Here is a 21,340-nt window from a genome sequence, read left to right as displayed (position 1 = left end):
TCCTCAGACGCCGGACGGGCTGGATCTTCCAGCCTCCGCGAGGGCAGCGGACCTCAGCCCTCGCCCCGGTAGCGGTAGCCGAGGCCCCGTACGGACTCCAAGGGGTCGCCCCCCTCGCCCACCGCGAGCTTGCGCCGCAGCCGCAGCACCGCGAACTTCACCCGCTCACGGCCGCTCCCGCCGGGGTCGTCCCAGACGAGGTCGAGGAGCTGCTCGGTGGTGACGACCCGGCCCCGGTTGCGGACGAGGACCTCGAGGAGGCGGTACTCGATCGCGCTCAGGCGCGTCTCGTGGCCCTGCCACACCGCCGACCGCCGCTCGGGCACGAGCCGCAGGCCCGCCTCGACGTAGTCGCCCCGCCACTGCTCGGGGTTGGAGCGCCGCAGGAGCGCCTCCACGCGGGCGAGCAGCTCCACGTGGTCGAAGGGCTTGCAGAGGTAGTCGTCGGCGCCGGAGCGCAGGCCGCGGACCCGCTCGGCGGGGCTGGTGCGGCCGGACAGGATGAGGACGGGCAGGTCGGTGAGGTCGCGGGTGCGGTCGAGGACCTCCCAGCCGTCCAGGCCCGGCAGGACCAGGTCGAGCACCATGAGCGCGGGCCGCCGGGCGAAGAGCAGCTTGAGCGCGGACTGCCCGTCGTCCGCGGTGACGACGTCGTACCCGGCGCGGGTGAACAGGACCCGCAGGGCGAGCCCCAGGTCGGGGTCGTCCTCGACGAGCAGCAGGCGGGTCATGCCGGGCCGGTCCCGGGCGGGCCGCCGAGCGGCAGCCACACCTCCACGCCGGTGCCGTGCCCCTCGTCGCTGTGGACGGTGACGGTGCCGGAGTGCAGCCGCACGGCGTCGCGTACGACGCTCAGACCGAGGCCGGTGCCCGGGTAGGGGCCGCGGCGGGCGTTCGGGGCGCGGACGAACTCGGTGAAGACCTCTTCCTGGAACTCCTTGGGGATGCCGATGCCGCTGTCGGCGACGGTGATCCGCAAGCCGGGCGGCTGTTCGCCGTCGCCGGGCCCCTCGTCCGGCCGGGCGGTGACGGTGACGGTGCCGCCGGCGGGGGTGAACTTCACGGCGTTGTCGAGCAGTGCGGTCAGCGCCCGCTCCAGCTGGTCGGCGTCGGCGGTCAGTGGGGGCGGCTCGCCGCCGGGCAGGTCGAGCGCCACGAAGACGCCGTCGCGGGTGGCCCAGGGGGTGATGTCCCCCACCAGGCGGGTCAGCAGGCGGCCCGGGTCGAGGGGGGCGAAGGACGGCGGGGCGCCGCTCGCGGCCTCCGCGTACCGGTGCAGGAGCCCGTCGGCCATGTCCTGCATGCGCGTCGCGGCCCGCCGGATCGTGTCCAGGTACTCCCGCTGCACCTCGCTGAGGGCGCCGGTGGCGGGGTCGGTGAGCAGTTCGCAGAAGGTGAGCACGGTGGCCAGCGGGGTGCGCAGCTCGTGCGAGGTGCGGGCCGCGAACTCGGCGCGGTCGCGGGCCAGTTCGCCGAGCGTGTCGATGTGCCGGTGCAGGTCGGCCTCGTACCGGCGCTGCTCGGTGACGTCCTCGACGAGCCACAGGACGCCCAGGTGCCGCTCGCCCGCGTCGATGGGCTGGCGGCTGCGGCGCAGCGTGCGCCCGTCGCGCAGCCGCAGCTCGGCCTTGCGGACGAACTGGCCGCGCAGCGAGCGCAGCGCGGCGGCGTCGCGCTCCGGGAGCAGGCGCGCCACGGCGTCCGCGATGGGGTCGGCGGGCGCGCCGGTGGAGGTGTCGACGCCGTGCAGCCCGCAGACCTCCGAGAACTGCGGGTTGGCCGCCACGACCCGGCCGTCGTCCCCGACGAGCAGGGCGCCCAGTGGGATGGCCCGCAGCACGGCCGCGGAGAACGGGGCGTGCAGGCTCCGGGGCTCGGTCGGCATGCGGCGGGCCTAACCGGCGGGCTCGGCCACGAGCGGGCCGAGGGGTTCCGGCCCCGGGGCGAGGCCGAGCCGCTCCAGCTCGGCGTCCGCGAGCGCGTCCAGGGTGCGCGGGTCGGCGGTGCGCCAGCCCTCGGCGAGGCTGCCGGGGGTCGCGTCCGGCAGCGCGGCGGCGGTCGCGGCCACCTCGTCGAGGGGGCGCAGGAGCGCGCGCAGGGCGAGCAGCTCGCGCCCGTTGGCGAAGGCCGCGAGTTCGCGGGCGGCGGCGGCCTGCCGCACCCAGCGCACCCGGCGCGGCAGCCAGACGGCGAGGACGAGGCCGATGGGCAGCAGGAACAGGCTCGCGGCGGCCACGGCGAGCGTGGCGCGCAGCGTCACCGGGTCGACGGCGTCGACGAAGCCGACCACCGAGCGCAGCGCCGCGTCCACGTCGTCGCCGACGACGGGCAGACGGGTCGCGGGCGACCACGACGAGGCGACGCCGGAGTCGGGTCCCGGGTGGCTGAGCAGCACGGCGAGCCGGTAGGCGACCAGGGCGGCGGCGGTCCACAGCGCGGTCCACAGCAGGACGGCCGCGTCCCCGGCGAGCTGACGGGTCCTGCGACCCGGATTCTGGGCATACCACATGGTCCGATTGGACCGCCGGTCCGCGCGGGGGCGGGGCCGCCGCGCCGGGGAGTACACCCGTTGTCGTACGAGACGGCGCCCGGCCCCGGCCCGTCCGTGCGGCACGTCACGCCCCCGGAGGGGTGCGCGGGCCGAAAGTCTGATGTGTCGGGTCAAAAGCCTCGGCGATGATGGAGGGGATATGCACGACCGGCCCGCCGCTGTCACGGCGCTCAGCCAGGCGGTGGCCGCGGGCCGTCGCCTCGCTCGGCGTTGCACCCGCGAACCTCGTGCTCTGGATCTCCTCACGGCGCTCGCCTGTCTGGCCCTGATGGCCCTCGACGTGCCGGGCCTGGCCGCGGCCGACAACTCCCTTACCGGGGTCACGGCCGCGCTCGTCCTCACGGCGGGGGCGGCGACACTGCTGCTGAGACGGGCCGCGCCCTGGGTGCCGTACCTGGTGGCGCTCGTGCTGCTCGGCTGGCTGCACGAGCTGACGCTCGCGCAGTTCGCCCTGTACTCGCTGGCCCGCTACCGCGGCCGCCTCGCCGGGTCCCTCGGTGTCATCGGCTATGTCTCCTTCGCGTACGTGATGTTCAATCTGCCCGGCTGGCCGGTGCACAGGGGTGACACGCTCAGCGAGTTCCTCAGCCTGGTCGTGCCGATCGGCGCGCTCGCGGCGGGCGTCGGTGTCGCCGCGAACCGGCAGGACCTCGTCCGCGCGCTCCAGGCCCAGCGGGCCGAGACGGAGACGCTCCAGGCGGTGCAGCGGGAGCGGGCGCGCATCGCGCGCGACGTGCACGACTTCGTCGGCCGCGAGCTCACGCTGCTCAGCGTCCGCTCCCAGGTGCTGGCGCGGCGGGCGGCGGGCGGCCCGCACGCCGACGGCTTCGAGGAGCTGTCCGAGACCGCGCGCTCCGCGCACCGCATGCTGAACGAGATCATCGTCCAGCGCGACGTCGACGGCCGCCCCACGCCCGGCCTGGAGGCCCTGCCCGAACTGGCCCGGCGCAGCGCCCTCGCGGGCAGCCCCGTCGCCCTCCACGTCGACGCCGCCGCCCACCGCCTCTCGCCCCTGCGCCAGGCGGCGGTGCACCGCGTGGTCCAGGAGTGCCTCACGAACGCCGCGAAGCACGCGCCCGGGGAGGCCGTGGAGGTCCACGTCACCGCCCGGGAGGGCCGCCTGCGCGTCCGCGTGACCAACCCGCTGCCCGCAGGGGAGCCCGACGCCCCCGTGGCGCCCGTGTCCGCGGGGACGGGGACGGCGGGGATGGGGGAGCGGGTCTGGACCCTCGGCGGAACGTTCTTCGCGGGCCCGCGCGGGCAGCGGTACGAGGTCGAGGCCGACCTCCCCGCCGACGAACCGGTCTGACCTCGGTCACTGGCGCGGTTCAAGCACCGCGCTACCGCGCTTGTCCTCAAACGCCGGACGGGCTGAATACCCACGGCGCGCGCCGAAGACTTTCAGCCCGTCCGGCGTTTGAGGACGAGGCGCGCAGCGCCGATATCGCCGCACCCCAGCGGAGCTAAGCCGCTGACATCACGCGCTCAAGGCCGTCGAAGTCCTCCACGCACTTGCCGCAGCCCAGCGCCACGCTGTCCAGCGGATCGTCGGCCGCGAAGACGGGGATGCCGGTCGCGGAGGCGAGTCGCAGGTCGAGCCCGGGCAGGAGCGCACCGCCCCCGGTGAGGACGATGCCGTGCTCCATGATGTCGCCGGACAGCTCCGGCGGGCACTCCTCCAGGGTGGCCCGCACCGCCGCGATGATCGCCTCGACGGGCTCGTCGAGAGCGGTCCGCACCTCCCGCACGGTCAGCTCCACCGTCTTCGGCAGGCCGCCCACCTTCTCGCGGCCCCGCACGGTGAACGTGCGCTCCTCGAAGGAGTCCTCGCCGGGCACCGGCCCGGCCGAGCCGATCCCGACCTTGATGTCCTCGGCGGTGCGCTCGCCGATGAGGAGGGCGTGCTCCTTGCGCACGTAGTCGGTGATCGCGGTGTCGAGCCGGTCGCCGCCGACGCGCAGGGACTGGGCGGTCACGATGCCGCCCAGGGAGATCACCGCGACCTCGGTGGTGCCGCCGCCGATGTCGACGACCATGGAGCCGCGCGGCTCCGCCACGGGGAGCCCCGCGCCGATCGCCGCCGCCATCGGCTCCTCGACGAGGTGCACGGCCCGCGCCCCGGCCCGCTGCGCGGCGTGCACGATGGCGCGCCGCTCGACGGGCGTGACGCCGCTGGGGACGCACACCACCATGCGGGTGCGCGGCCGGCGCCCGGGGACGGCCTTGCGCACGAAGTGCCGGATCATCTCCTCGGCCGCCTCGAAGTCGCTGATCACGCCGTCCTTGAGGGGGCGGATGGCCGTGATGGTGCCGGGGGTGCGGCCGATGGTCTCCTTGGCCTCCGTGCCGACGGCGAGCGCGGCCCGCGCGCCTTCCTTGACGGCGACCACGGACGGTTCGTTGAGCACGATGCCCTGACCGCGGACGTACAGAAGCGTGTTGGCGGTGCCGAGGTCGATCCCTATGTCCATGATCGCCAAGTTTGCCGGGCCCGTTCGGGTGACGGAGGGGCCAAAGTCCTGAATCGGACAGGCCTAAAGTCCCGACCCGTGGCGGAGACGGCCCGCGCGGCCTCCGTGGGCAGCCGCCCCGGGCCGATCGGGCTGGGCGGAGCGGGGTCCGGGGCGGGCGGGGCCCCGCCCGCCCGGCCGCTGTCGGTGGGTCTCCGTAGACTGGCGTACGTGAGTGACCTCCCTCCGAACGACAGCCCGCGCGACGACGAGTCCGGCCCGGCCGGCTCGGCCGACCAGTTCGACGACATCGTCGCGGCCGAGACCGACCGTGACCCCGACCTCGCCGTGATCGAGGCGGGCAGCCGCACCCTGCGCACCCAGGCGGGCCCGCCCGAGGCCGACGTCCCGTCCCGCCCCGCCGACCCCGAGGTGGACAGGGCGCTGCGCGAGGTCGAGGGGGAGCTCGCGGCCCGCTGGCCCGAGACCAAGCTGGACCCGTCCCTGCGGCGCATCGCCGCGCTGATGGACGTCCTCGGCGAGCCCCAGCGCGCGTACCCCTCGATCCACATCACGGGGACGAACGGCAAGACGTCCACGGCCCGCATGATCGAGGCCCTCCTCGGCGCCTTCGAGCTGCGCACCGGCCGGTACACATCGCCGCACGTCCAGTCGATCACCGAGCGCATCAGCCTGGACGGCGCCCCCATCGCCCCCGAGCGCTTCATCGAGGCGTATCAGGACATCAAGCCGTACGTGGAGCTGGTCGACGCCAAGGAGGAGCACCGCCTCTCCTTCTTCGAGGTGCTCACGGGCATGGCGTACGCGGCCTTCGCGGACGCCCCGGTCGACGTCGCCGTCGTCGAGGTCGGCATGGGCGGCACCTGGGACGCCACGAACGTGATCGACGGCGCGGTCGCCGTCGTCACCCCCATCGACCTGGACCACACCGACCGGCTCGGCACCACGCCCGCCGAGATCGCCGTGGAGAAGTCCGGGATCGTCAAGCAGGACGCGACGGTCATCCTGGCCCAGCAGCCGGTGGAGGCCGCGCAGGTGCTCCTGAAGAAGGCCGTCGAGGTGGACGCCACGGTCGCGCGCGAGGGCCTGGAGTTCGGCCTGGTCGGCCGTCAGGTCGCCGTCGGCGGACAGCTCCTCTCGCTGCGCGGCCTCGGCGGGGAGTACGAGGAGGTGTTCCTGCCGCTGCACGGCGAGCACCAGGCGCACAACGCCGCGGTGGCGCTCGCCGCCGTCGAGGCGTTCTTCGGCGTCGGCGCCCAGCGCGTGGAGCCCCTGGACATCGAGACGGTCCGCAAGGCCTTCGCCACGGTGTCCTCCCCGGGCCGCCTTGAGGTGGTCCGCCGCTCGCCCACGGTCGTCCTGGACGCCGCGCACAACCCGGCGGGTGCGCGTGCCGCCGCCGCCTCCATCAGCGAGGTCTTCGACTTCAGCCGCCTGATCGGCGTCCTCGGCGTGAGCGACGGGAAGAACGCGCGCGGCATGCTGGAGGCCTTCGAGCCCCTCTTCGCAGAGGTCGTCGTCACGCAGAACTCCAGCGACCGCGCGCTCGGCGCCGACGAGCTCGCGGCCATCGCCGTCGAGATCTTCGGCGACGACCGCGTCCAGGTCGAGCCCCGTCTGGACGACGCCCTGGAGGCGGCGGTCACGCTCGCCGAGGAGGAGGGCGAGTTCGCGGGCGGCGGCGTCCTCGTCACCGGCTCCGTCATCACCGTGGGTGAGGCCCGACTGCTCCTGGGGAGGCGCTGACCGCTGTGCGTACGCTCTGTTCTTCGACCCTGATCGGTGAGTTCTTCGTCATCGGCTTCGCCGGTCTGGTCGCGATGAAGGACCCGGACCTGGAGTCCGGCACGGTCTGGACGGTGTGCGGCGTCGCGATGGCCCTGTGCGTCCTGCTGTGCGGCATGGTCACCCGGCCGGGTGGGGTCCAGCTCGGCTGGGCCCTCCAGGTCGCACTGATCGCGAGCGGCTTCGTCGTGCCGATCATGTTCTTCATGGGGGCGATGTTCGCCGCGCTGTGGTGGGCGTCCGTGCACTTCGGCCAGAAGATCGACGAGGCGAAGGCGAGGTTCGCCGCGCTGGCTGAGCAGGGGGAGGCCTCCGGGGGCTGAACCGGCCTTCGCCCCCCGGGGCCCGGTGCCCTGTGTCGCGCTGCGCGCTCGTCCTCAAACGCCGGACGGGCTTTCTTCGGCCTTCGGCCTCGTCCTCAATCGCCGGACGGGCTCCGTCATCGCGGTCGCTCTCTCACGAATCCGACCTGCCGGAGTGGCCCGATATCGCGCTCACCCGATGGCCACCCTCTGTAGTGCCCCCGGTATCGTGCGGAACCCATCCCATGTGATCGTAAAAACACCGCTTGGAGCCGCACACCATGAGCCAGCGCACGCTCGTTCTTCTCAAGCCCGACGCCGTCCGCCGCGGACTGATCGGGGAGATCATCGGCCGTATCGAGCGCAAGGCGGGCTGGGCCATCTCCGCGCTCGAGCTGCGCAACCTGGACCAGGACACCCTGGAGGCGCACTACGGCGAGCACAAGGGCAAGCCGTTCTACGAGCCGCTGGTCGTCTTCATGGCCTCAGGCCCGGTCGTCGCCCTGGTCGTCGAGGGTGAGCGCGTGATCGAGGGAATGCGCCAGCTCGCGGGCCCGACCGACCCGATCGCCGCCGCGCCCGGCTCCATCCGCGGTGACTTCGGCAGCATCGTCCGCGAGAACCTCGTGCACGCCTCCGACTCCGAGGAGTCCGCCGAGCGCGAGCTGAAGATCTTCTTTCCGGGTCTCGTCTGATACTCCGGGTTCTGACATGTAGTCAGTGCGATCGCTCCACCGACCAGGGACGGCCGAAGGAATTCGGCCGTCTTTTGGCATATGCGCCCCGATTGGGGGAACCCGTGCCTCGGATGGCACGTCTCCAAGAGCGGGGCGGCACATCATCTGCTGACAATGGCGGAGACCCTCGCGCCGTGTGCGTGCGGGCGAGACTACGATGGAAGCCTCCACGCCACACAGCACCCACCTCGCCTACCTAACAAGCCATCACACGCTCCACTAGGGAAGGCCAGACGCATCCTCATGGGGAACAACATGTCGTTCATCGGCCGTGACATGGCTGTCGACCTCGGGACCGCCAACACGCTGGTGTACGTCAGGGGTCGGGGGATCGTACTCAACGAGCCGTCCGTCGTCGCGATCAACACCAACACCGGCGGCATTCTCGCGGTCGGCGCAGAAGCGAAGAAGATGATCGGGCGCACGCCCGGCAACATCGTCGCGGTGCGCCCGCTGAAGGACGGCGTCATCGCCGACTTCGAGATCACCGAGCGGATGCTCCGCTACTTCATCCTGAAGATCCACAAGCGTCGATATCTGGCCCGCCCGCGCGTCGTCGTCTGTGTGCCCTCCGGCATCACCGGGGTCGAGCGCCGCGCCGTCATCGAGGCCTCGTCGCAGGCCGGTGCCCGCCAGGTGCACATCATCGAGGAGCCCATGGCCGCCGCCATCGGCTCCGGCCTGCCGGTCCACGAGGCCACCGGCAACATGGTCGTGGACATCGGCGGCGGCACCACCGAGGTCGCGGTGATCTCCCTCGGCGGAATCGTCACGGCACAGTCCATCCGCGTGGCGGGCGACGAGCTGGACAACGCGATCATCCAGCACATCAAGAAGGAGTACTCCCTCCTCCTCGGTGAGCGCACGGCCGAGCAGATCAAGATCACCATCGGTTCCGCGTACGACATGGACGCCGACGAGCACACCGAGATCCGCGGCCGCGACCTGGTCTCCGGCCTGCCCAAGACCGTGGTGATCTCCGCGGCCGAGGTCCGCAAGGCGATCGAGGAGCCCGTCAACGCCATCGTCGACGCGGTCAAGACCACGCTCGACAAGTGCCCGCCCGAGCTGTCCGGCGACGTCATGGACCGCGGCATCGTCCTGACCGGCGGCGGCGCGCTCCTGCGCGGCCTCGACGAGCGGCTGCGCCGCGAGACGGGCATGCCGATCCACATCGCCGAGGACCCGCTGGACAGCGTGGCGCTCGGCTCCGGCAAGTGCGTCGAGGAGTTCGAGGCGCTGCAGCAGGTGCTCGACGCCCAGCCGCGTCGCTGATCCATAAGGGAAGATGACACGCAGCGCCCGGTCACCGAGGTGGCCGGGCGGCCGCGTCCGCTGACCGGACGTCACGACCCGCACACGACCTGACGTGAAAAGGTCCGCCGTACGAGTGCCTGCCGCCTCGTGCGGCGGATCGTTGATATATAGGCAAGGCATAAGAATTCCGCGGACTTCGGGGCTCCGGGGACCCCGCGGGCTCACATTCCGCAGATTCCTACTTGAGGAAGGCACGGCCGCCGCACGTGAGGGACACACGAGAGAGCCGGCTGCTCCTGGTGCTGCTGATCGCCATCGCGTTCGCACTGATCACGGTGGACATCCGTGGTGGCGAGGATTCACCGGTCGACGGTGCCCGACAGGCCGCCGCCACGGTCTTCGGCCCCGTCGAGGACGGCATGGCGGGCGCCGTGGACCCGATCGGCAACGCCATCGGCGCGGTCCGCGACTCCGGTGACCGCCACGACCGCATCGCGCAACTGGAGCGGGAGAACGCCGCGCTCAAGGCCAGACTCGGCAGCGACGACCGCAACCGCAGCCGGGTCAAACAGCTCGACTCCCTGCTCAAGAAGGCGGGCGCGGGCCAGTACGGCATCAAGGGCGCGGAGGTCATCGGCATAGGAGCGGCCCAGGGCTTCTCCTGGACGGTCACCATCGACGCCGGCGCGAACGACGGCATCAAGCGCGACATGACGGTCCTCAACGGCGAAGGCCTGGTCGGCCGCGTCACCACCGTCGGCCCGTCCACCGCGACGGTCCTGCTCGCCAACGACCCCGACTTCACCGTCGGCACCCGCATGGAGAAGACCGACGAGCTCGGCTTCGCCTCCGGCCAGGGCGACCGCCCGCTGCGCGTCCAGATGCTCAACGGCAAGGCGAAGATCAAGAAGGGCGACCGGCTCGTGACCTTCGGCTCGCAGGCCGACCGGCCGTTCGTGCCCGGCGTCCCGGTCGGCGAGGTCGTCCGCGTCGACCCCTCCGGCGGCGACCTGACCCGCAACGTGTACGTACGGCCGTACGTGGGATTCACCAAGCTGGACGTCGTCGGCGTCGTCGTCGAGGCGCCCCGCAAGGACCCCCGTGACACCGTCCTGCCGCCCAAGCCCGCCAAACCCAGGCCCACCCCGACCGTGACGGTCACCGCGACGCCGTCCGGGCAGGCCCCCGCCGACGGCACCGAGCGATACGAGCAGTAGGAGCACTGACACCATGCGCTTCAACCGGATCCTGCTCTCCAGCGCCCTCGTCGTGGTCGCCCTCGTCGTCCAGGTCAGCGTGCTCGCCCGGCTCCAACTGCCGGGCGCGGTGCCCGACCTGGTGCTGCTCACCGTCCTCGGCCTCGCCTTCGTCTACGGCCATGTCGGCGGCGCCCTGATCGGCTTCGGCGCGGGCCTGCTCACCGACCTGGCCCCGCCCGCCGACCACGCCGCCGGGCGCTACGCCCTCGTGCTGTGCGTCATCGGCTACCTCGCGGGCCTCGCCAAGCCCGAGACCGGACGGCTGCGCTCCGCCAGCGGCCCGCTCTTCGTCGTGGTCGGCGCGGCCGTCGGCTCGACGCTCCTGTACGCGGGCGTGGGCGCCCTCGTCGGCGACGACGCGGCCCGCCACGTCGGCCTCGGCGGACTCCTCTTCACCGCCGCCCTGTACGACCTGCTGCTCGCACCGTTCACCATTCCGCTGATCATCGCGCTCGCCCGCCGCGCCGAGAACGACCCGCTGGGCGAGACCGCCTCGGGCGCCAAGGCCGCCGACGTCTCCTCGGGCTTCCTGTCCTCCGGCACCGGGCTGAGCATCGGCAACCAGCGCGGCGGCGGCCTGCGCACCAAGGCGGCCAAGGTCCGCGCCGCCCGCGCCGGACGCATCAAGGGGGTCAAGCGCCTGTGAGCGCACCGCAGTCGACGTACGGCGAGGCCGCGCACCCGTCGGCGTACGGAACCAGGGGAGGAGCCAACCAGTGACCAACATCCCGGAGACCGGGCGCACCCCGCGCGTCCAGATCCGCCTCGTCGTCATCCAGATCCTCGTCGTCTCGCTGCTCCTCACCCTCGGCGGCCGCCTCTGGTACCTCCAGGTCCGCAACGGCGACGAGTACGCCGAGGAGGCCTCCGGCAACCACGTCCAGCAGGTCGTCCAGCCCGCCGTGCGCGGCGAGATCCTCGACGCCCGCGGCGTGCCCATCGCCGACAACCAGACCCGCCTCGTGGTCTCCGCGTCCCGCACCGAGCTCATGAAGATGAAGGACGACGGCGCGGGCGTCCTCGCCAAGCTCGCCGACGTCCTCGGCATGAGCACCAAGGACGTCTCGGACAAGGTCCGTCTGTGCGACTCCAAGACCCCGCAGCCCTGCTGGAACGGCTCGCCGTACCAGCCCATCCCCATCACCGACGAGGCCACGCCCAAGCAGGCCCTGCAGATCCGTGAGCGCTCCGAGGACTTCCCCGGCATCACCGCCGAGCCCACCGCGGTCCGCCGCTACGCCGCCCCCGGCAAGTCCAACACCGCCCAGGTCCTCGGCTACCTCTCGCCCGTCACCGACGACGAGATCAACAAGGCCGAGGACACCGACTCGCCGTTCCTGCGCTCCGACCAGGTGGGCCGCTCCGGCCTCGAGCGCACGTACGACAAGCAGCTGCGCGGCAAGGCGGGCGTCACCCGCTACGAGGTCGACAACCTCGGCCGTGTCATAGGGAAGGCCAAGTCCGACAAGGCCGAGCCCGGCTCGAACGTCGTGACCAGCATCGACGCCCGCGTCCAGGCGGTGTCCGAGTACTGGCTGAACGACGCGATGAAGAAGGCCCGCGACGAGTTCGACAAGAACACCGGCGAGAACTACAAGGCCGACGCGGGCGCCGTCGTCGTCATGGAGAACAAGACCGGGCGCGTCGTCGCCATGGCCTCCAACCCGACGTACGACCCGAACGCCTGGGTCGGCGGCATCTCCGGCAAGGACTACGCCAAGCTCACCGGCAAGAAGTCCAACTACCCGCTCCTGAACCGCGCCATCCAGGGCCAGGCAGCCCCCGGCTCGATCTTCAAGGTCATCCCGACCACCGCGGCGGTCAACGCGGGCTACGAGTTCAACGGCCGCTACCCCTGCCCCAGCTCGTACTCGATCGGCGGCCAGGTCTTCAAGAACTTCGAGTCCCAGGGCCACGGCAGCATCTCGCTCGGCCAGGCCCTGGAGGTCTCCTGCGACACCGTCTACTACAAGCTGTCGCACGACGAGTGGCGCAAGGACGGCGGCAACAAGCCGGCGAAGGACCCCAAGGACTGGTTCTACAAGACCGCCCACCAGTTCGGCCTCGGCAAGGAGACCGGCGTCGACCTCCCCAACGAGGTCAGCGGCCGCGTCCCCGACCGCCAGTGGAAGAAGGACTACTGGAAGGCCAACAAGGACGCCTGGTGCAAGCAGGGCAAGAAGAGCGGTGACTACGCCGAGCGCATCGCCTACGAGAACTGCCTCGAAGGCATGAAGATGCGCGCCGGTGACTCCGTCAACTACTCCATCGGCCAGGGCGACACGCTCGTCACGCCCATCCAGATGGCCACGATCTACTCCGCCATCGCCAACGGCGGCACCCTCTACGACCCCACCGTCGGCAAGGCGATCATCAGCCCCGACGGCAAGCACGTCGAGGAGATCAAGCCCAAGGCGCACGGCAAGCTGCCCATGGACGCGGCCCTGCGCAAGGACATAGACGGTGCCCTCGCCGACGTCGCCACCAAGGGAACCGCCGCCTGGCGGTTCGGCGGCTGGCCGCAGGAAAAGATCCCGATGCACGCCAAGACCGGCACCGCCGAGGTCTACGGCAAGCAGACGACGTCGTGGTTCGCGACGTACACCAAGGACTACTCGATCGTGATGACGATCTCCCAGGGCGGTACGGGCTCCGGCGCCTCCGGGCCCGCCGTGCGCCAGATCTACAACGCGATCTACGGCCTGGACGACAGCGGCAACCAGGACCTGAAGAAGGCCCTGCTGCCCGAGCCGCAGAAGTCCCTGCCGAAGATCCAGCCCGACGGATCCATCGACGCCCCGAAGGTCAAGCCTTACAAGCCGGGCAAGCCCAAGCCGCCGCAGGAGCCGGGGGACCAGCAACAGCAGCAGGACCCGCAGCAACAGGACCAGGACCAGCAGGACCAGGACCAGGACCAGCAGGAACTCGCGGGCGCGCCCGCGGGCTGGAGGCGCGACTGATGGCCGGCACCAGCGGTTTCTCCGTCTCGGGCTACGGCCCCGAGCGCTCCACCATGGCCCGCCTGTTCGCCCGCGACTCGCTGCTGCGCCGCCTCGACTGGTGGATACTGCTCGCCGCCCTCGCGCTCTCCGTGATCGGCTCGGCGCTCGTCTACTCGGCGACCCGCAACCGCACCGAGCTGGTCGGCGACGACCCGTACGCCTTCGTGATCAAGCACGTCATCAACATCGGCATCGGCCTCGCGCTGATGGCGGGCACGATCTGGCTCGGCCACACCATGCTGCGCACCGCCGTGCCGATCCTCTACGGCATCTCGGTCTTCCTGATCCTGCTGGTCCTGACCCCGCTCGGCGCGACCGTCAACGGCGCCCACGCCTGGATCGTCATCGGCGGCCAGTCGCTCCAGCCCTCCGAGTTCTGCAAGATCACCATCATTCTGGGCATGGCGATGATGCTCGCGGCCCGCGTCGACGCGGGCGACCGCGAGCACCCCGACCACCGCACCGTCGTCCAGGCCCTCGGCCTCGCCGCCGTGCCGATCATGATCATCATGCTGATGCCGGACCTCGGCTCGGTCATGGTGATAGTGATGATCGTCCTCGGCGTCCTGCTCGCCTCCGGCGCCTCCAACCGCTGGGTCTTCGGACTGCTCGGCGCGGGCGCCCTCGGCGGCGTCGCCATATGGCAGCTCGGCGTCCTGGACGACTACCAGATCGCCCGCTTCGCCGCGTTCGCCAACCCCGCGCTCGACCCGGCGGGCGTCGGCTACAACACCAACCAGGCCCGCATCGCCATCGGCTCCGGCGGCCTCACCGGCACCGGGCTCACCAAGGGCTCTCAGACCACCGGCCAGTTCGTGCCCGAGCAGCAGACCGACTTCGTCTTCACCGTCGCCGGCGAGGAACTGGGCTTCATCGGAGCGGGCGCGATCCTGCTCCTCCTGGGCGTCGTCCTGTGGCGCGCCTGCCGCATCGCCCGCGAGACGACCGAGTTGTACGGCACGATCGTCGCCGCCGGAATCATCGCCTGGTTCGCCTTCCAGGCCTTCGAGAACATCGGCATGACCCTCGGCATCATGCCCGTGGCGGGCCTCCCGCTGCCCTTCGTCTCCTACGGCGGAACATCGATGTTCGCCGTCTGGGTGGCCGTCGGCCTCCTCCAGTCGATCAAGGTGCAGCGGCCGCTGTCGGCCTGATCCCGCAACCGGGGCGCCCAAGGACTGCCGGGCGCCCCGGATCGCGTCTAGATTCGGTTCATGGCGGACACGAAGCACGGGACTGCGACGCACCGCGAGATCGAGCGGAAGTACGACGCCGGGGCCGGTGGAGGCCTCCCCGACCTGAGCGGCGTCGCCGGAGTGGCCGACGTCATCGACAAGGGCGTCGCCGATCTCGACGCCGTCTACTACGACACCGCCGACCAACGCCTGGCCGAGGCCGCCATCACCCTGCGCCGCCGCACCGGAGGCTCCGACGCGGGCTGGCATCTGAAGCTCCCCGTCTCGCTCGCGGACGGCGTGCGCGACGAGGTCCACGCCCCCCTGTCGGACGACGTCCCCCGCCCCCTGGCGGGCCTGGTCCGCTCCCGCGTGCGCGACACTCCGCTGGCGCCGGTCGTACGCCTCCGCTCGGCCCGCGCGGTGCGCCACCTCGTGGACGAGTCGGGCACGCTCCTCGCCGAGGTGTCCCTGGACGAGGTCCGCGCCGAACGGCTCTCCGGCGGGGACCGCCGCACCACCGCGTGGAGCGAGATCGAGGTGGAGCTGGCGGACGGGGGTGATCCCCGGCTCCTGGACAGGGTGGAGAAGAAGCTGCGCAAGGCGGGGGTGCGGCGCTCGACGTCGGGCTCGAAGCTGGCGCGGGCGCTGGCGGAAACGGGCGACGCCGCCCCTGCGGGGCGGGACGGGTGGGCGCAGCCCCCGGTGCCCAGCACGGGTGACCCGGCCGGGGCTCACGTCATGGCGTACCTCCGCGAGCAGCGCGACGCCCTGATCGCCATGGACCCCGCCGTCCGCCAGGACCTCCCCGACTCCGTCCACCAGATGCGCGTGGCCACGCGCCGCCTGCGCAGCGCCTTCAAGACGTACCGGAAGATCCTCGACAGGGAGACCACGGACCCGCTCGGCGAGGAGCTGAGGTGGCTGGCCGGCGAGCTGGGCGTGGACCGCGACCGCGAGGTCCTCACCGAACGCCTCACGACGGCCCTCGCGGACGTCCCCCGCACGCTGCGCCTCGGCCCCGTCCGCGCCCGCCTGCGGATCTGGTCGATCGCGGGCCGCGCCGGATCGCGCCGCAAGACCGTCGCCGTCCTCGACTCGTCGCGCTATCTGGCCCTCCTCGACGCCGTCGACGCGCTGCTGGCCGACCCGCCGCTGCGCAAGGCCGCCGGGGCCCCCGCCGACGACGCCCTGCCCAAGGCGATGCTCAAGGACTTCGACCGGCTCGCGGCCCGCGTGGACCACGCCCTGGCCCTCGCCCCCGGCGAGGAGCGCGACACGGCGATGCACGAGGCCCGCAAGGCGGCCAAGCGCGCCCGGTACGCGGGCGAGGCCGCGAAGCCCGCCCTGGGCAAGCCCGCGAAGCGCTTCGCCAAGCGCATGAAGGCCGTGCAGAAGGTCCTCGGAGAGCACCAGGACAGCGTCGTCGCCCGTGAGGCCCTGCGGAACCTGGCGATCCAGGCGCACGCGGCCGGTGAGTCCGCGTACACCTGGGGCCTGCTGTACGGCCGCGAGGAGGCGGCCGCGGCGGCCCAGGAGCGGGAGCTGCCCGAGGTGTGGGACCGGGCGGCGGCATCGAAGGTGCGGGCGGCGCTCGGCGGCTGAGCGCGCGGCGGGGTGCTCCGATCGAGGTACGGGGCCGGGCCCCGGCCACGTTAGGCTTGAGGGTCACCCCTGTCAGCTCACGAAGGTCCAGCGATGCCTGTCGAGTCGGTTTTCCCGCAGCTCGAAGCCCTGCTCCCGCATGTGCAGAAGCCGATCCAGTACGTAGGCGGCGAACTCAACTCCACGGTCAAGGAGTGGGACGCCTGCGACGTCCGCTGGGCGCTCATGTACCCGGACGCGTACGAGGTCGGACTCCCCAACCAGGGCGTCATGATCCTCTACGAGGTCCTGAACGAGCGCGAGGGCGTCCTCGCCGAGCGCACGTACAGCGTGTGGCCGGACCTCGAGGAGCTGATGCGGGAGCACAAGGTCCCGCAGTTCACGGTGGACAGCCACCGCCCGGTGAAGGCCTTCGACGTCTTCGGCCTGAGCTTCTCCACAGAGCTGGGCTACACGAACATGCTGACGGCCCTGGACCTCGCCGGCATCCCGCTGGAGTCCAAGGACCGCACCGTCGACGACCCGATCGTGCTCGCGGGCGGCCACGCGGCCTTCAACCCCGAGCCGATCGCGGACTTCATCGACGCGGCGATCATCGGCGACGGCGAGCAGGCCGTGCTCGACATGACGGAGATCATCCGTCAGTGGAAGGCCGAGGGCCGTCCCGGCGGCCGCGAGGAGGTCCTCTTCCGCCTCGCCAGGACCGGCAGCGTCTACATCCCGGCGTTCTACGACGTCGAGTACCTCCCGGACGGCCGCATCGGCCGCGTCGTGCCGAACAGGTCCGGCGTGCCGTGGCGCGTGTCCAAGCACACCGTCATGGACCTCGACGAGTGGCCGTACCCGAAGCAGCCCCTCGTGCCGCTGGCCGAGACGGTGCACGAGCGCATGTCCGTGGAGATCTTCCGCGGCTGCACGCGCGGCTGCCGCTTCTGCCAGGCCGGCATGATCACGCGCCCGGTGCGCGAGCGCTCGATCACGGGCATCGGCGAGATGGTCGACAAGGGCCTCAAGGCCACGGGTTTCGAGGAAGTGGGCCTGCTCTCCCTCTCCTCCGCGGACCACTCCGAGATCGGCGACATCGCCAAGGGCCTCGCGGACCGCTACACCGAGGACAAGATCGGCCTGTCCCTGCCGTCCACCCGCGTGGACGCCTTCAACGTCGACCTGGCCAACGAGCTGACGCGCAACGGCCGCCGCTCCGGCCTCACGTTCGCCCCCGAGGGCGGCAGCGAGCGCATGCGCAAGGTCATCAACAAGATGGTGTCCGAGGAAGACCTCATCCGCACCGTCGCCACCGCGTACGGCAACGGCTGGCGCCAGGTGAAGCTGTACTTCATGTGCGGCCTGCCCACCGAGACCGACGACGACGTCCTCCAGATCGCCGACATGGCGATGAACGTCATCCAGAAGGGCCGCGAGGTCTCCGGCTCGAACGACATCCGCTGCACGGTGTCCATCGGCGGCTTCGTGCCGAAGCCCCACACCCCGTTCCAGTGGGCGCCGCAGCTCAGCGCCGAGCAGACGGACGAGCGGCTCGCCAAGCTCCGCGACAAGATCCGCGGCGACAAGAAGTACGGCCGCTCCATCGGCTTCCGCTACCACGACGGCAAGCCCGGCATCGTCGAAGGCCTCCTCTCCCGCGGCGACCGCCGCATCGGCGCCGTCATCCGCGCCGTCTACGAGGACGGCGGCCGCTTCGACGGCTGGCGCGAGCACTTCTCCTACGACCGCTGGATGCAGTGCGCCGACAAGACGCTGCCCGAGATGGGCGTCGACGTCGACTGGTACACCACCCGCGAGCGCACGTACGAGGAGGTCCTGCCTTGGGACCACCTGGACTCCGGCCTCGACAAGGACTGGCTCTGGGAGGACTGGCAGGACTCCCTCGACGAGACCGAGGTCGAGGACTGCCGCTGGACCCCGTGCTTCGACTGCGGGGTGTGCCCGCAGATGGACACGGCCATACAAATCGGCCCGACCGGCAAGAAGCTCTTGCCCTTGACGGTCAAGAAGACCCCTGTGACCAGCTGAAACGGCGGCTGAGGAGTGAGTGAGGCGCTGCGGCGGATCACAGAGGCTGTGGCGGAGGTCACAGAGGATGAGGTCGTCGCGGCGCTGAACGCGGCGGGCGCCTCCGGCAAGCGGGAAGCGCCGCCTGCCTTGGTGACCCCGAGAACGCCTCTGCCGCCGCCTGGAGGCTCGCCGGGCATCCGGTCGGAAGTGGAGTGGGTCTGAGGCCCGGGGTCGCCTTCAGGGCGCTCTGAGGCTTGAGATCCTGGATTGCGCGCCGCTGTCGGCCCTCGGCGGTTGCCATCACTCGTTCTGGTTTCGTGGTCAGTTCTGTGCCCCGTACCTCTTCCGAGGTGCGGGGCACAGTACGTCCCGCTGGTCGGCGGCCTGTTACTCACGTTCACTGACGGATCGCGATGGTCGGGATGCGGCGCTTCAGCACCTTCCGGCCGAAGCGCCTTGGCGTGTGGACTGCGACGCTCCGACCGGCCGACGGAAGAAGGTGGCAGACATGGGCCAAACGACGCTGCCTCCGCGCCGGGCCCGCACGGCCGCAGAGCACAAAGATCTCTCTCGGATCATCCTCTTCTACGCCCTGGCCTTGAGCGTGCTCCTGATCGCCATCGCAGCGCTGATCATGGGTATTGCCTGGTCGGATCTCGTTGATAACTCTCGTCGCATCTGACCATGCCGGGCCTCATAGAGGGAGTCTGCCTGGCCGTGCCCCTGTGCCCGGAGCTCTGATGGATTGCTGTGCACTAACTCTCCTGTGTTCAAGCCCGTTTGGTAACTGCTGCTCGCCAAGGTCTGGGCTGAACTCGTCGTTCATGGAGCCGTGGGCAGCTCCGGTGGTGGGAGTTCGGCCAACGGGGCGGTGCGGTGACGCGGCCTCACCTAAGCTGTCTGCCACGTGACAGCGGAGGGGACCGAAGGGGACTCGCAACGTGATGCAAATCCGTATGGATGGCCCAGGCGCTGACGAGGAGTTGCGCTCGCTTCGGTTGTGGCTTCTCGAAATTCCTGAGATTCGTCAGCATGCCAAGATTTCCTGGCTGACCGTGGATCCTCAGCCGGAAGAGATGAGTGCTGGTGCACTCGATGCACTTCAGCTAGTGACCGACAATCTCTGGCAGATGGCCACCTTTTCGCTAGCCTATGCGACATGGCGTAAGACGCGTGTCAGGTCACCTCGGGTAACTGTTGAATATAACGGAAAGATCGTCACTATCGAAGGGGATGATAGTGATGTAGTGGAGCGTGTCATTCGAACGCTCGCCGAGGAGTAGCAGGATCTGTGACTCTTCCTGACCCTCAGAAGTCGCGGGCGGTCCTAGTCGGCGTCAGTGAGTATGTGCATCTTCCTTCGCTGCCTTCAGTGAGGAACAATGTCGACTCCTTGTGGCGAATTCTTACAGGGGAAACCTCGTGGAAGCTGCCGCCTGAGCATTGCAGGGCGATCCATAATCCGAGGACTCCAGAGGATCTCGTAGATCCGATTCTCCGTTACGCAGAGGAAGCCACGGACACTCTGCTTGTGTATTATTCCGGGCATGGCCTAAAGGGGGTCAATAGGGGAGAGTTTCGCCTTAGTCGATCCACCTCTCGGGCCGGTGCTCCACATACTTCGACCGATTACAATGACATCCGTGAAACGCTCCTTGGGTCAGTAGCGAACCGTCGTATTGTAATTCTTGATTGCTGTTACGCTGCAAGCGCCCTTGGCGTCATGGCGGACCCCGCCCACTCTATAGCCGAGGATGCGCTGGTGGAGGGGACGTATCTTATTGCCGCTGCTGGGGAAGCGCTGTCGGCGATGGCAGAGGATGGCAGCGGTTTTACAGTATTCACTGGCGAGTTGCTGCGCTTGCTTCATGGGGGGATCCCAGATATCGGTCAAAAGTTCCTTGATCTGGACACCCTGTTTACCCACCTTCATCAATCTCTACGGGCAAAAGCTCGACCGCTACCTCATAGAAGAGTGCGCAACTCTCCTGGGCGCCTGGCGATTTCCTGGAATAAGCAGTGGGTCGGGTGGGGTGGAAATTCGCGCAACTCAGAGAAGCGGCCTCCAGGAGTCTTCGGTGGGGGTCGAGCTCTGCGGAATTCTCCTTCTACGGAGATAGATTTTCCGGCCGGGCCGTCGGTGGCAATGGCTGGTGGGCTCGACGCGCAGTCTGACGGGAAGGCGTCACCGGTGGCTCACGGCCAGTCAGGCGAGTGGCCGGTGTCTTCGCGTGCGGAGGTGTCAGTTTGGCAGCCAGGCGTCCCTCCGGAGCATCGCAGCGGGCAGTGGCCGACGGTTGTGGAGGCCGGGGCCAAGGTTGTGAACGCAGAGAAGGAGGCGCCTAAGGGGGAGGTCTCCCCGGTGACACCCGCGCAGTGCTCTGCTCCTGGGGCCACTCGTGCCGTATGGCCGGAGGTCAAGCGACCTCCTGAACCTTCGGAAATTGACGAAGAGCTGTGGCCGAAGATCCTGGAAGCGGTTAAGCATCGAAGGCGTTTTGCATGGATCCTGCTCAGTCAGAATGCCAGAATGAAACGCGTTGACGCTCAGACAGTCGAGCTCATATTTGCGGGTAAATCATCCAAGGAGAACTATAAGGCCTCAGGTGTCGATACTGTTCTCGAAAGTGTACTTCGAGAAGATTTTGGACTTTCTTGGAATGTCAAGGTTGTTGATGAGGGTGCTACACATGCCGTAGTTAGAATGCCGCACTTTCCTCATGTGAACCGGCCGGGAGCATGGCCCACAATAGGGAGCCTCGGCGACGGCACCGATGAGCGGTCGCCGACGCCCAGTTCATCGACTGACCGACGTGTGGGTGCGTGGCCCATAGTTGCAATGACTGGCGAGAGCGAGCACAGCGGGGGGAAATGGCCAGGTGAAAGGGAGTCGGGAGTTCATGGTGAGTTCTTGAATGACCCTGTCCTTCGGGATACCTGGCAGAGGGTCCTTGAGGGTGTCAAGGTGCGAAGGCGGTTTGCGTGGCTTGTGCTTAGCCAGAAGGCCAAAGTGGTTGGCTTTGATGGCCGGAATCTGAGACTGGTATTTTCAGATGAACAGAGTCGCGGCGTTTATCGATCCGCCGGATTGGATCAAGTTCTTGAAGAAGTCTTGCAGGAAATATTTGGGGATTCGTGGACTGTTGATGTAGTTGATGAGTGAGGGGTTCGATCCAGTGG

Annotated in this window: 18 protein-coding genes and 1 pseudogene; 15 read left to right on the top strand and 4 right to left on the bottom strand. The window is 69.8% G+C overall.

The window, feature by feature from the left end:
- Window positions 1-53 precede the first annotated feature (53 nt).
- From CP982_RS15785 to CP982_RS15775, 3 genes are read right to left on the bottom strand one after another with little or no spacing between them, the layout of a single operon-like run.
- The gene (locus CP982_RS15785; protein WP_150511129.1) at window positions 54-731 is read right to left on the bottom strand and encodes a response regulator transcription factor; all 678 of its coding nucleotides are present in this window, start codon (window positions 729-731) and stop codon (window positions 54-56) included.
- Window positions 728-1,885: a PAS domain-containing sensor histidine kinase gene (locus tag CP982_RS15780; protein WP_150511128.1), complete on the bottom strand. Its 1,158-nt coding sequence runs from the start codon at window positions 1,883-1,885 to the stop codon at window positions 728-730. Before CP982_RS15780 ends, CP982_RS15785 begins: the two co-directional genes overlap by 4 nt.
- 9 nt (window positions 1,886-1,894) lie before the next feature.
- On the bottom strand, window positions 1,895-2,509 hold the full coding sequence (locus CP982_RS15775) for a hypothetical protein (protein WP_150511127.1): 615 nt from the start codon (window positions 2,507-2,509) through the stop codon (window positions 1,895-1,897).
- A gap of 181 nt (window positions 2,510-2,690) precedes the next feature.
- Here CP982_RS15775 and CP982_RS15770 point away from each other — a divergent pair, with 181 nt between their 5' ends.
- The gene (locus tag CP982_RS15770; protein WP_150511126.1) at window positions 2,691-3,860 is read left to right on the top strand and encodes a sensor histidine kinase; all 1,170 of its coding nucleotides are present in this window, start codon (window positions 2,691-2,693) and stop codon (window positions 3,858-3,860) included.
- Between the two features lie 154 nt (window positions 3,861-4,014).
- On the opposite strand, the gene CP982_RS15765 is transcribed toward CP982_RS15770, so the two are convergent.
- Window positions 4,015-5,022 carry a rod shape-determining protein gene (locus CP982_RS15765; protein WP_170316436.1) on the bottom strand — a complete coding sequence of 336 codons (1,008 nt, stop codon included), beginning with the start codon at window positions 5,020-5,022 and terminating at the stop codon, window positions 4,015-4,017.
- A 210-nt stretch (window positions 5,023-5,232) separates the two neighbouring features.
- On the opposite strand from CP982_RS15765, the gene folC reads away from it, so the two are divergent.
- The 14 genes and pseudogenes from folC to CP982_RS42500 all read left to right on the top strand — a co-directional run bounded on the left by folC (window position 5,233) and on the right by CP982_RS42500 (window position 21,323).
- Complete coding sequence (gene folC, locus CP982_RS15760) at window positions 5,233-6,768, top strand: bifunctional tetrahydrofolate synthase/dihydrofolate synthase (protein WP_150511124.1); 1,536 nt, start codon at window positions 5,233-5,235, stop codon at window positions 6,766-6,768.
- Between the two features lie 5 nt (window positions 6,769-6,773).
- Complete coding sequence (locus tag CP982_RS15755) at window positions 6,774-7,130, top strand: DUF4233 domain-containing protein (protein ID WP_150511123.1); 357 nt, start codon at window positions 6,774-6,776, stop codon at window positions 7,128-7,130.
- Window positions 7,131-7,390: 260 nt separating this feature from the next.
- Window positions 7,391-7,804, top strand: a complete 414-nt coding sequence (ndk, locus tag CP982_RS15750) for a nucleoside-diphosphate kinase (RefSeq protein ID WP_150511122.1) — start codon at window positions 7,391-7,393, stop codon at window positions 7,802-7,804.
- Between the two features lie 297 nt (window positions 7,805-8,101).
- Window positions 8,102-9,121 (top strand): rod shape-determining protein, encoded by a 1,020-nt coding sequence (locus CP982_RS15745; RefSeq protein WP_030362602.1) that lies wholly within the window; start codon window positions 8,102-8,104, stop codon window positions 9,119-9,121.
- A gap of 248 nt (window positions 9,122-9,369) precedes the next feature.
- A complete protein-coding gene (mreC, locus tag CP982_RS15740) occupies window positions 9,370-10,320 on the top strand; it encodes a rod shape-determining protein MreC (RefSeq protein ID WP_150511121.1) in 951 nt (316 codons plus the stop codon).
- Between the two features lie 13 nt (window positions 10,321-10,333).
- Complete coding sequence (gene mreD / locus CP982_RS15735) at window positions 10,334-11,008, top strand: rod shape-determining protein MreD (RefSeq protein WP_144003435.1); 675 nt, start codon at window positions 10,334-10,336, stop codon at window positions 11,006-11,008.
- A 70-nt stretch (window positions 11,009-11,078) separates the two neighbouring features.
- Window positions 11,079-13,322, top strand: coding sequence for a penicillin-binding protein 2 (mrdA, locus tag CP982_RS15730; protein WP_150511120.1), 2,244 nt, complete (start codon window positions 11,079-11,081; stop codon window positions 13,320-13,322).
- Window positions 13,322-14,518: a rod shape-determining protein RodA gene (gene rodA, locus CP982_RS15725; RefSeq protein ID WP_150511119.1), complete on the top strand. Its 1,197-nt coding sequence runs from the start codon at window positions 13,322-13,324 to the stop codon at window positions 14,516-14,518. The genes mrdA and rodA overlap by 1 nt, the downstream gene beginning before the upstream one ends.
- Before the next feature lie 60 nt (window positions 14,519-14,578).
- Window positions 14,579-16,144 carry a CYTH and CHAD domain-containing protein gene (locus tag CP982_RS15720; RefSeq protein ID WP_150511118.1) on the top strand — a complete coding sequence of 522 codons (1,566 nt, stop codon included), beginning with the start codon at window positions 14,579-14,581 and terminating at the stop codon, window positions 16,142-16,144.
- 93 nt (window positions 16,145-16,237) lie between these two features.
- Window positions 16,238-18,178, top strand: a complete 1,941-nt coding sequence (locus CP982_RS15715) for a TIGR03960 family B12-binding radical SAM protein (protein ID WP_150511117.1) — start codon at window positions 16,238-16,240, stop codon at window positions 18,176-18,178.
- A 490-nt stretch (window positions 18,179-18,668) separates the two neighbouring features.
- Entirely contained in the window at window positions 18,669-18,842 is a 174-nt protein-coding gene (locus tag CP982_RS41745; protein ID WP_170316435.1) for a hypothetical protein, read from the top strand.
- A gap of 262 nt (window positions 18,843-19,104) precedes the next feature.
- Window positions 19,105-19,443 (top strand): effector-associated constant component EACC1, encoded by a 339-nt coding sequence (locus CP982_RS15705; RefSeq protein WP_229879465.1) that lies wholly within the window; start codon window positions 19,105-19,107, stop codon window positions 19,441-19,443.
- Between the two features lie 8 nt (window positions 19,444-19,451).
- Window positions 19,452-20,051, top strand: a pseudogene (locus CP982_RS43230) (caspase family protein); the annotation flags it as partial.
- 639 nt (window positions 20,052-20,690) lie between these two features.
- Window positions 20,691-21,323, top strand: coding sequence for a hypothetical protein (locus tag CP982_RS42500; protein ID WP_229879452.1), 633 nt, complete (start codon window positions 20,691-20,693; stop codon window positions 21,321-21,323).
- Window positions 21,324-21,340 lie beyond the last annotated feature (17 nt).

The sequence above is a fragment of the Streptomyces spectabilis genome, assembly GCF_008704795.1.
GTDB lineage: Bacteria > Actinomycetota > Actinomycetes > Streptomycetales > Streptomycetaceae > Streptomyces > Streptomyces spectabilis.
Note: the sequence above shows the minus strand (reverse complement) of the source record. Positions and strands in the feature narration are given on the sequence as shown.

What these genes read in the sequence shown, in the direction of transcription:
- CP982_RS15715 (WP_150511117.1), top strand. Translation starts at nt 16,238, where the DNA reads ATGCCTGTCGAGTCGGTTTTCCCGCAGCTCGAAGCCCTGCTCCCGCAT.
- CP982_RS15705 (WP_229879465.1), top strand. Translation starts at nt 19,105, where the DNA reads ATGCAAATCCGTATGGATGGCCCAGGCGCTGACGAGGAGTTGCGCTCG.
- CP982_RS42500 (WP_229879452.1), top strand. Translation starts at nt 20,691, where the DNA reads ATGAAACGCGTTGACGCTCAGACAGTCGAGCTCATATTTGCGGGTAAA.
- CP982_RS41745 (WP_170316435.1), top strand. Translation starts at nt 18,669, where the DNA reads ATGGGCCAAACGACGCTGCCTCCGCGCCGGGCCCGCACGGCCGCAGAG.
- CP982_RS15785 (WP_150511129.1), bottom strand. Translation starts at nt 731, where the DNA reads ATGACCCGCCTGCTGCTCGTCGAGGACGACCCCGACCTGGGGCTCGCC.
- CP982_RS15770 (WP_150511126.1), top strand. Translation starts at nt 2,691, where the DNA reads ATGCACGACCGGCCCGCCGCTGTCACGGCGCTCAGCCAGGCGGTGGCC.
- rodA (WP_150511119.1), top strand. Translation starts at nt 13,322, where the DNA reads ATGGCCGGCACCAGCGGTTTCTCCGTCTCGGGCTACGGCCCCGAGCGC.
- CP982_RS15765 (WP_170316436.1), bottom strand. Translation starts at nt 5,022, where the DNA reads ATGGACATAGGGATCGACCTCGGCACCGCCAACACGCTTCTGTACGTC.
- ndk (WP_150511122.1), top strand. Translation starts at nt 7,391, where the DNA reads ATGAGCCAGCGCACGCTCGTTCTTCTCAAGCCCGACGCCGTCCGCCGC.
- CP982_RS15745 (WP_030362602.1), top strand. Translation starts at nt 8,102, where the DNA reads ATGTCGTTCATCGGCCGTGACATGGCTGTCGACCTCGGGACCGCCAAC.
- CP982_RS15780 (WP_150511128.1), bottom strand. Translation starts at nt 1,885, where the DNA reads ATGCCGACCGAGCCCCGGAGCCTGCACGCCCCGTTCTCCGCGGCCGTG.
- CP982_RS15720 (WP_150511118.1), top strand. Translation starts at nt 14,579, where the DNA reads ATGGCGGACACGAAGCACGGGACTGCGACGCACCGCGAGATCGAGCGG.
- CP982_RS15775 (WP_150511127.1), bottom strand. Translation starts at nt 2,509, where the DNA reads ATGTGGTATGCCCAGAATCCGGGTCGCAGGACCCGTCAGCTCGCCGGG.
- mreD (WP_144003435.1), top strand. Translation starts at nt 10,334, where the DNA reads ATGCGCTTCAACCGGATCCTGCTCTCCAGCGCCCTCGTCGTGGTCGCC.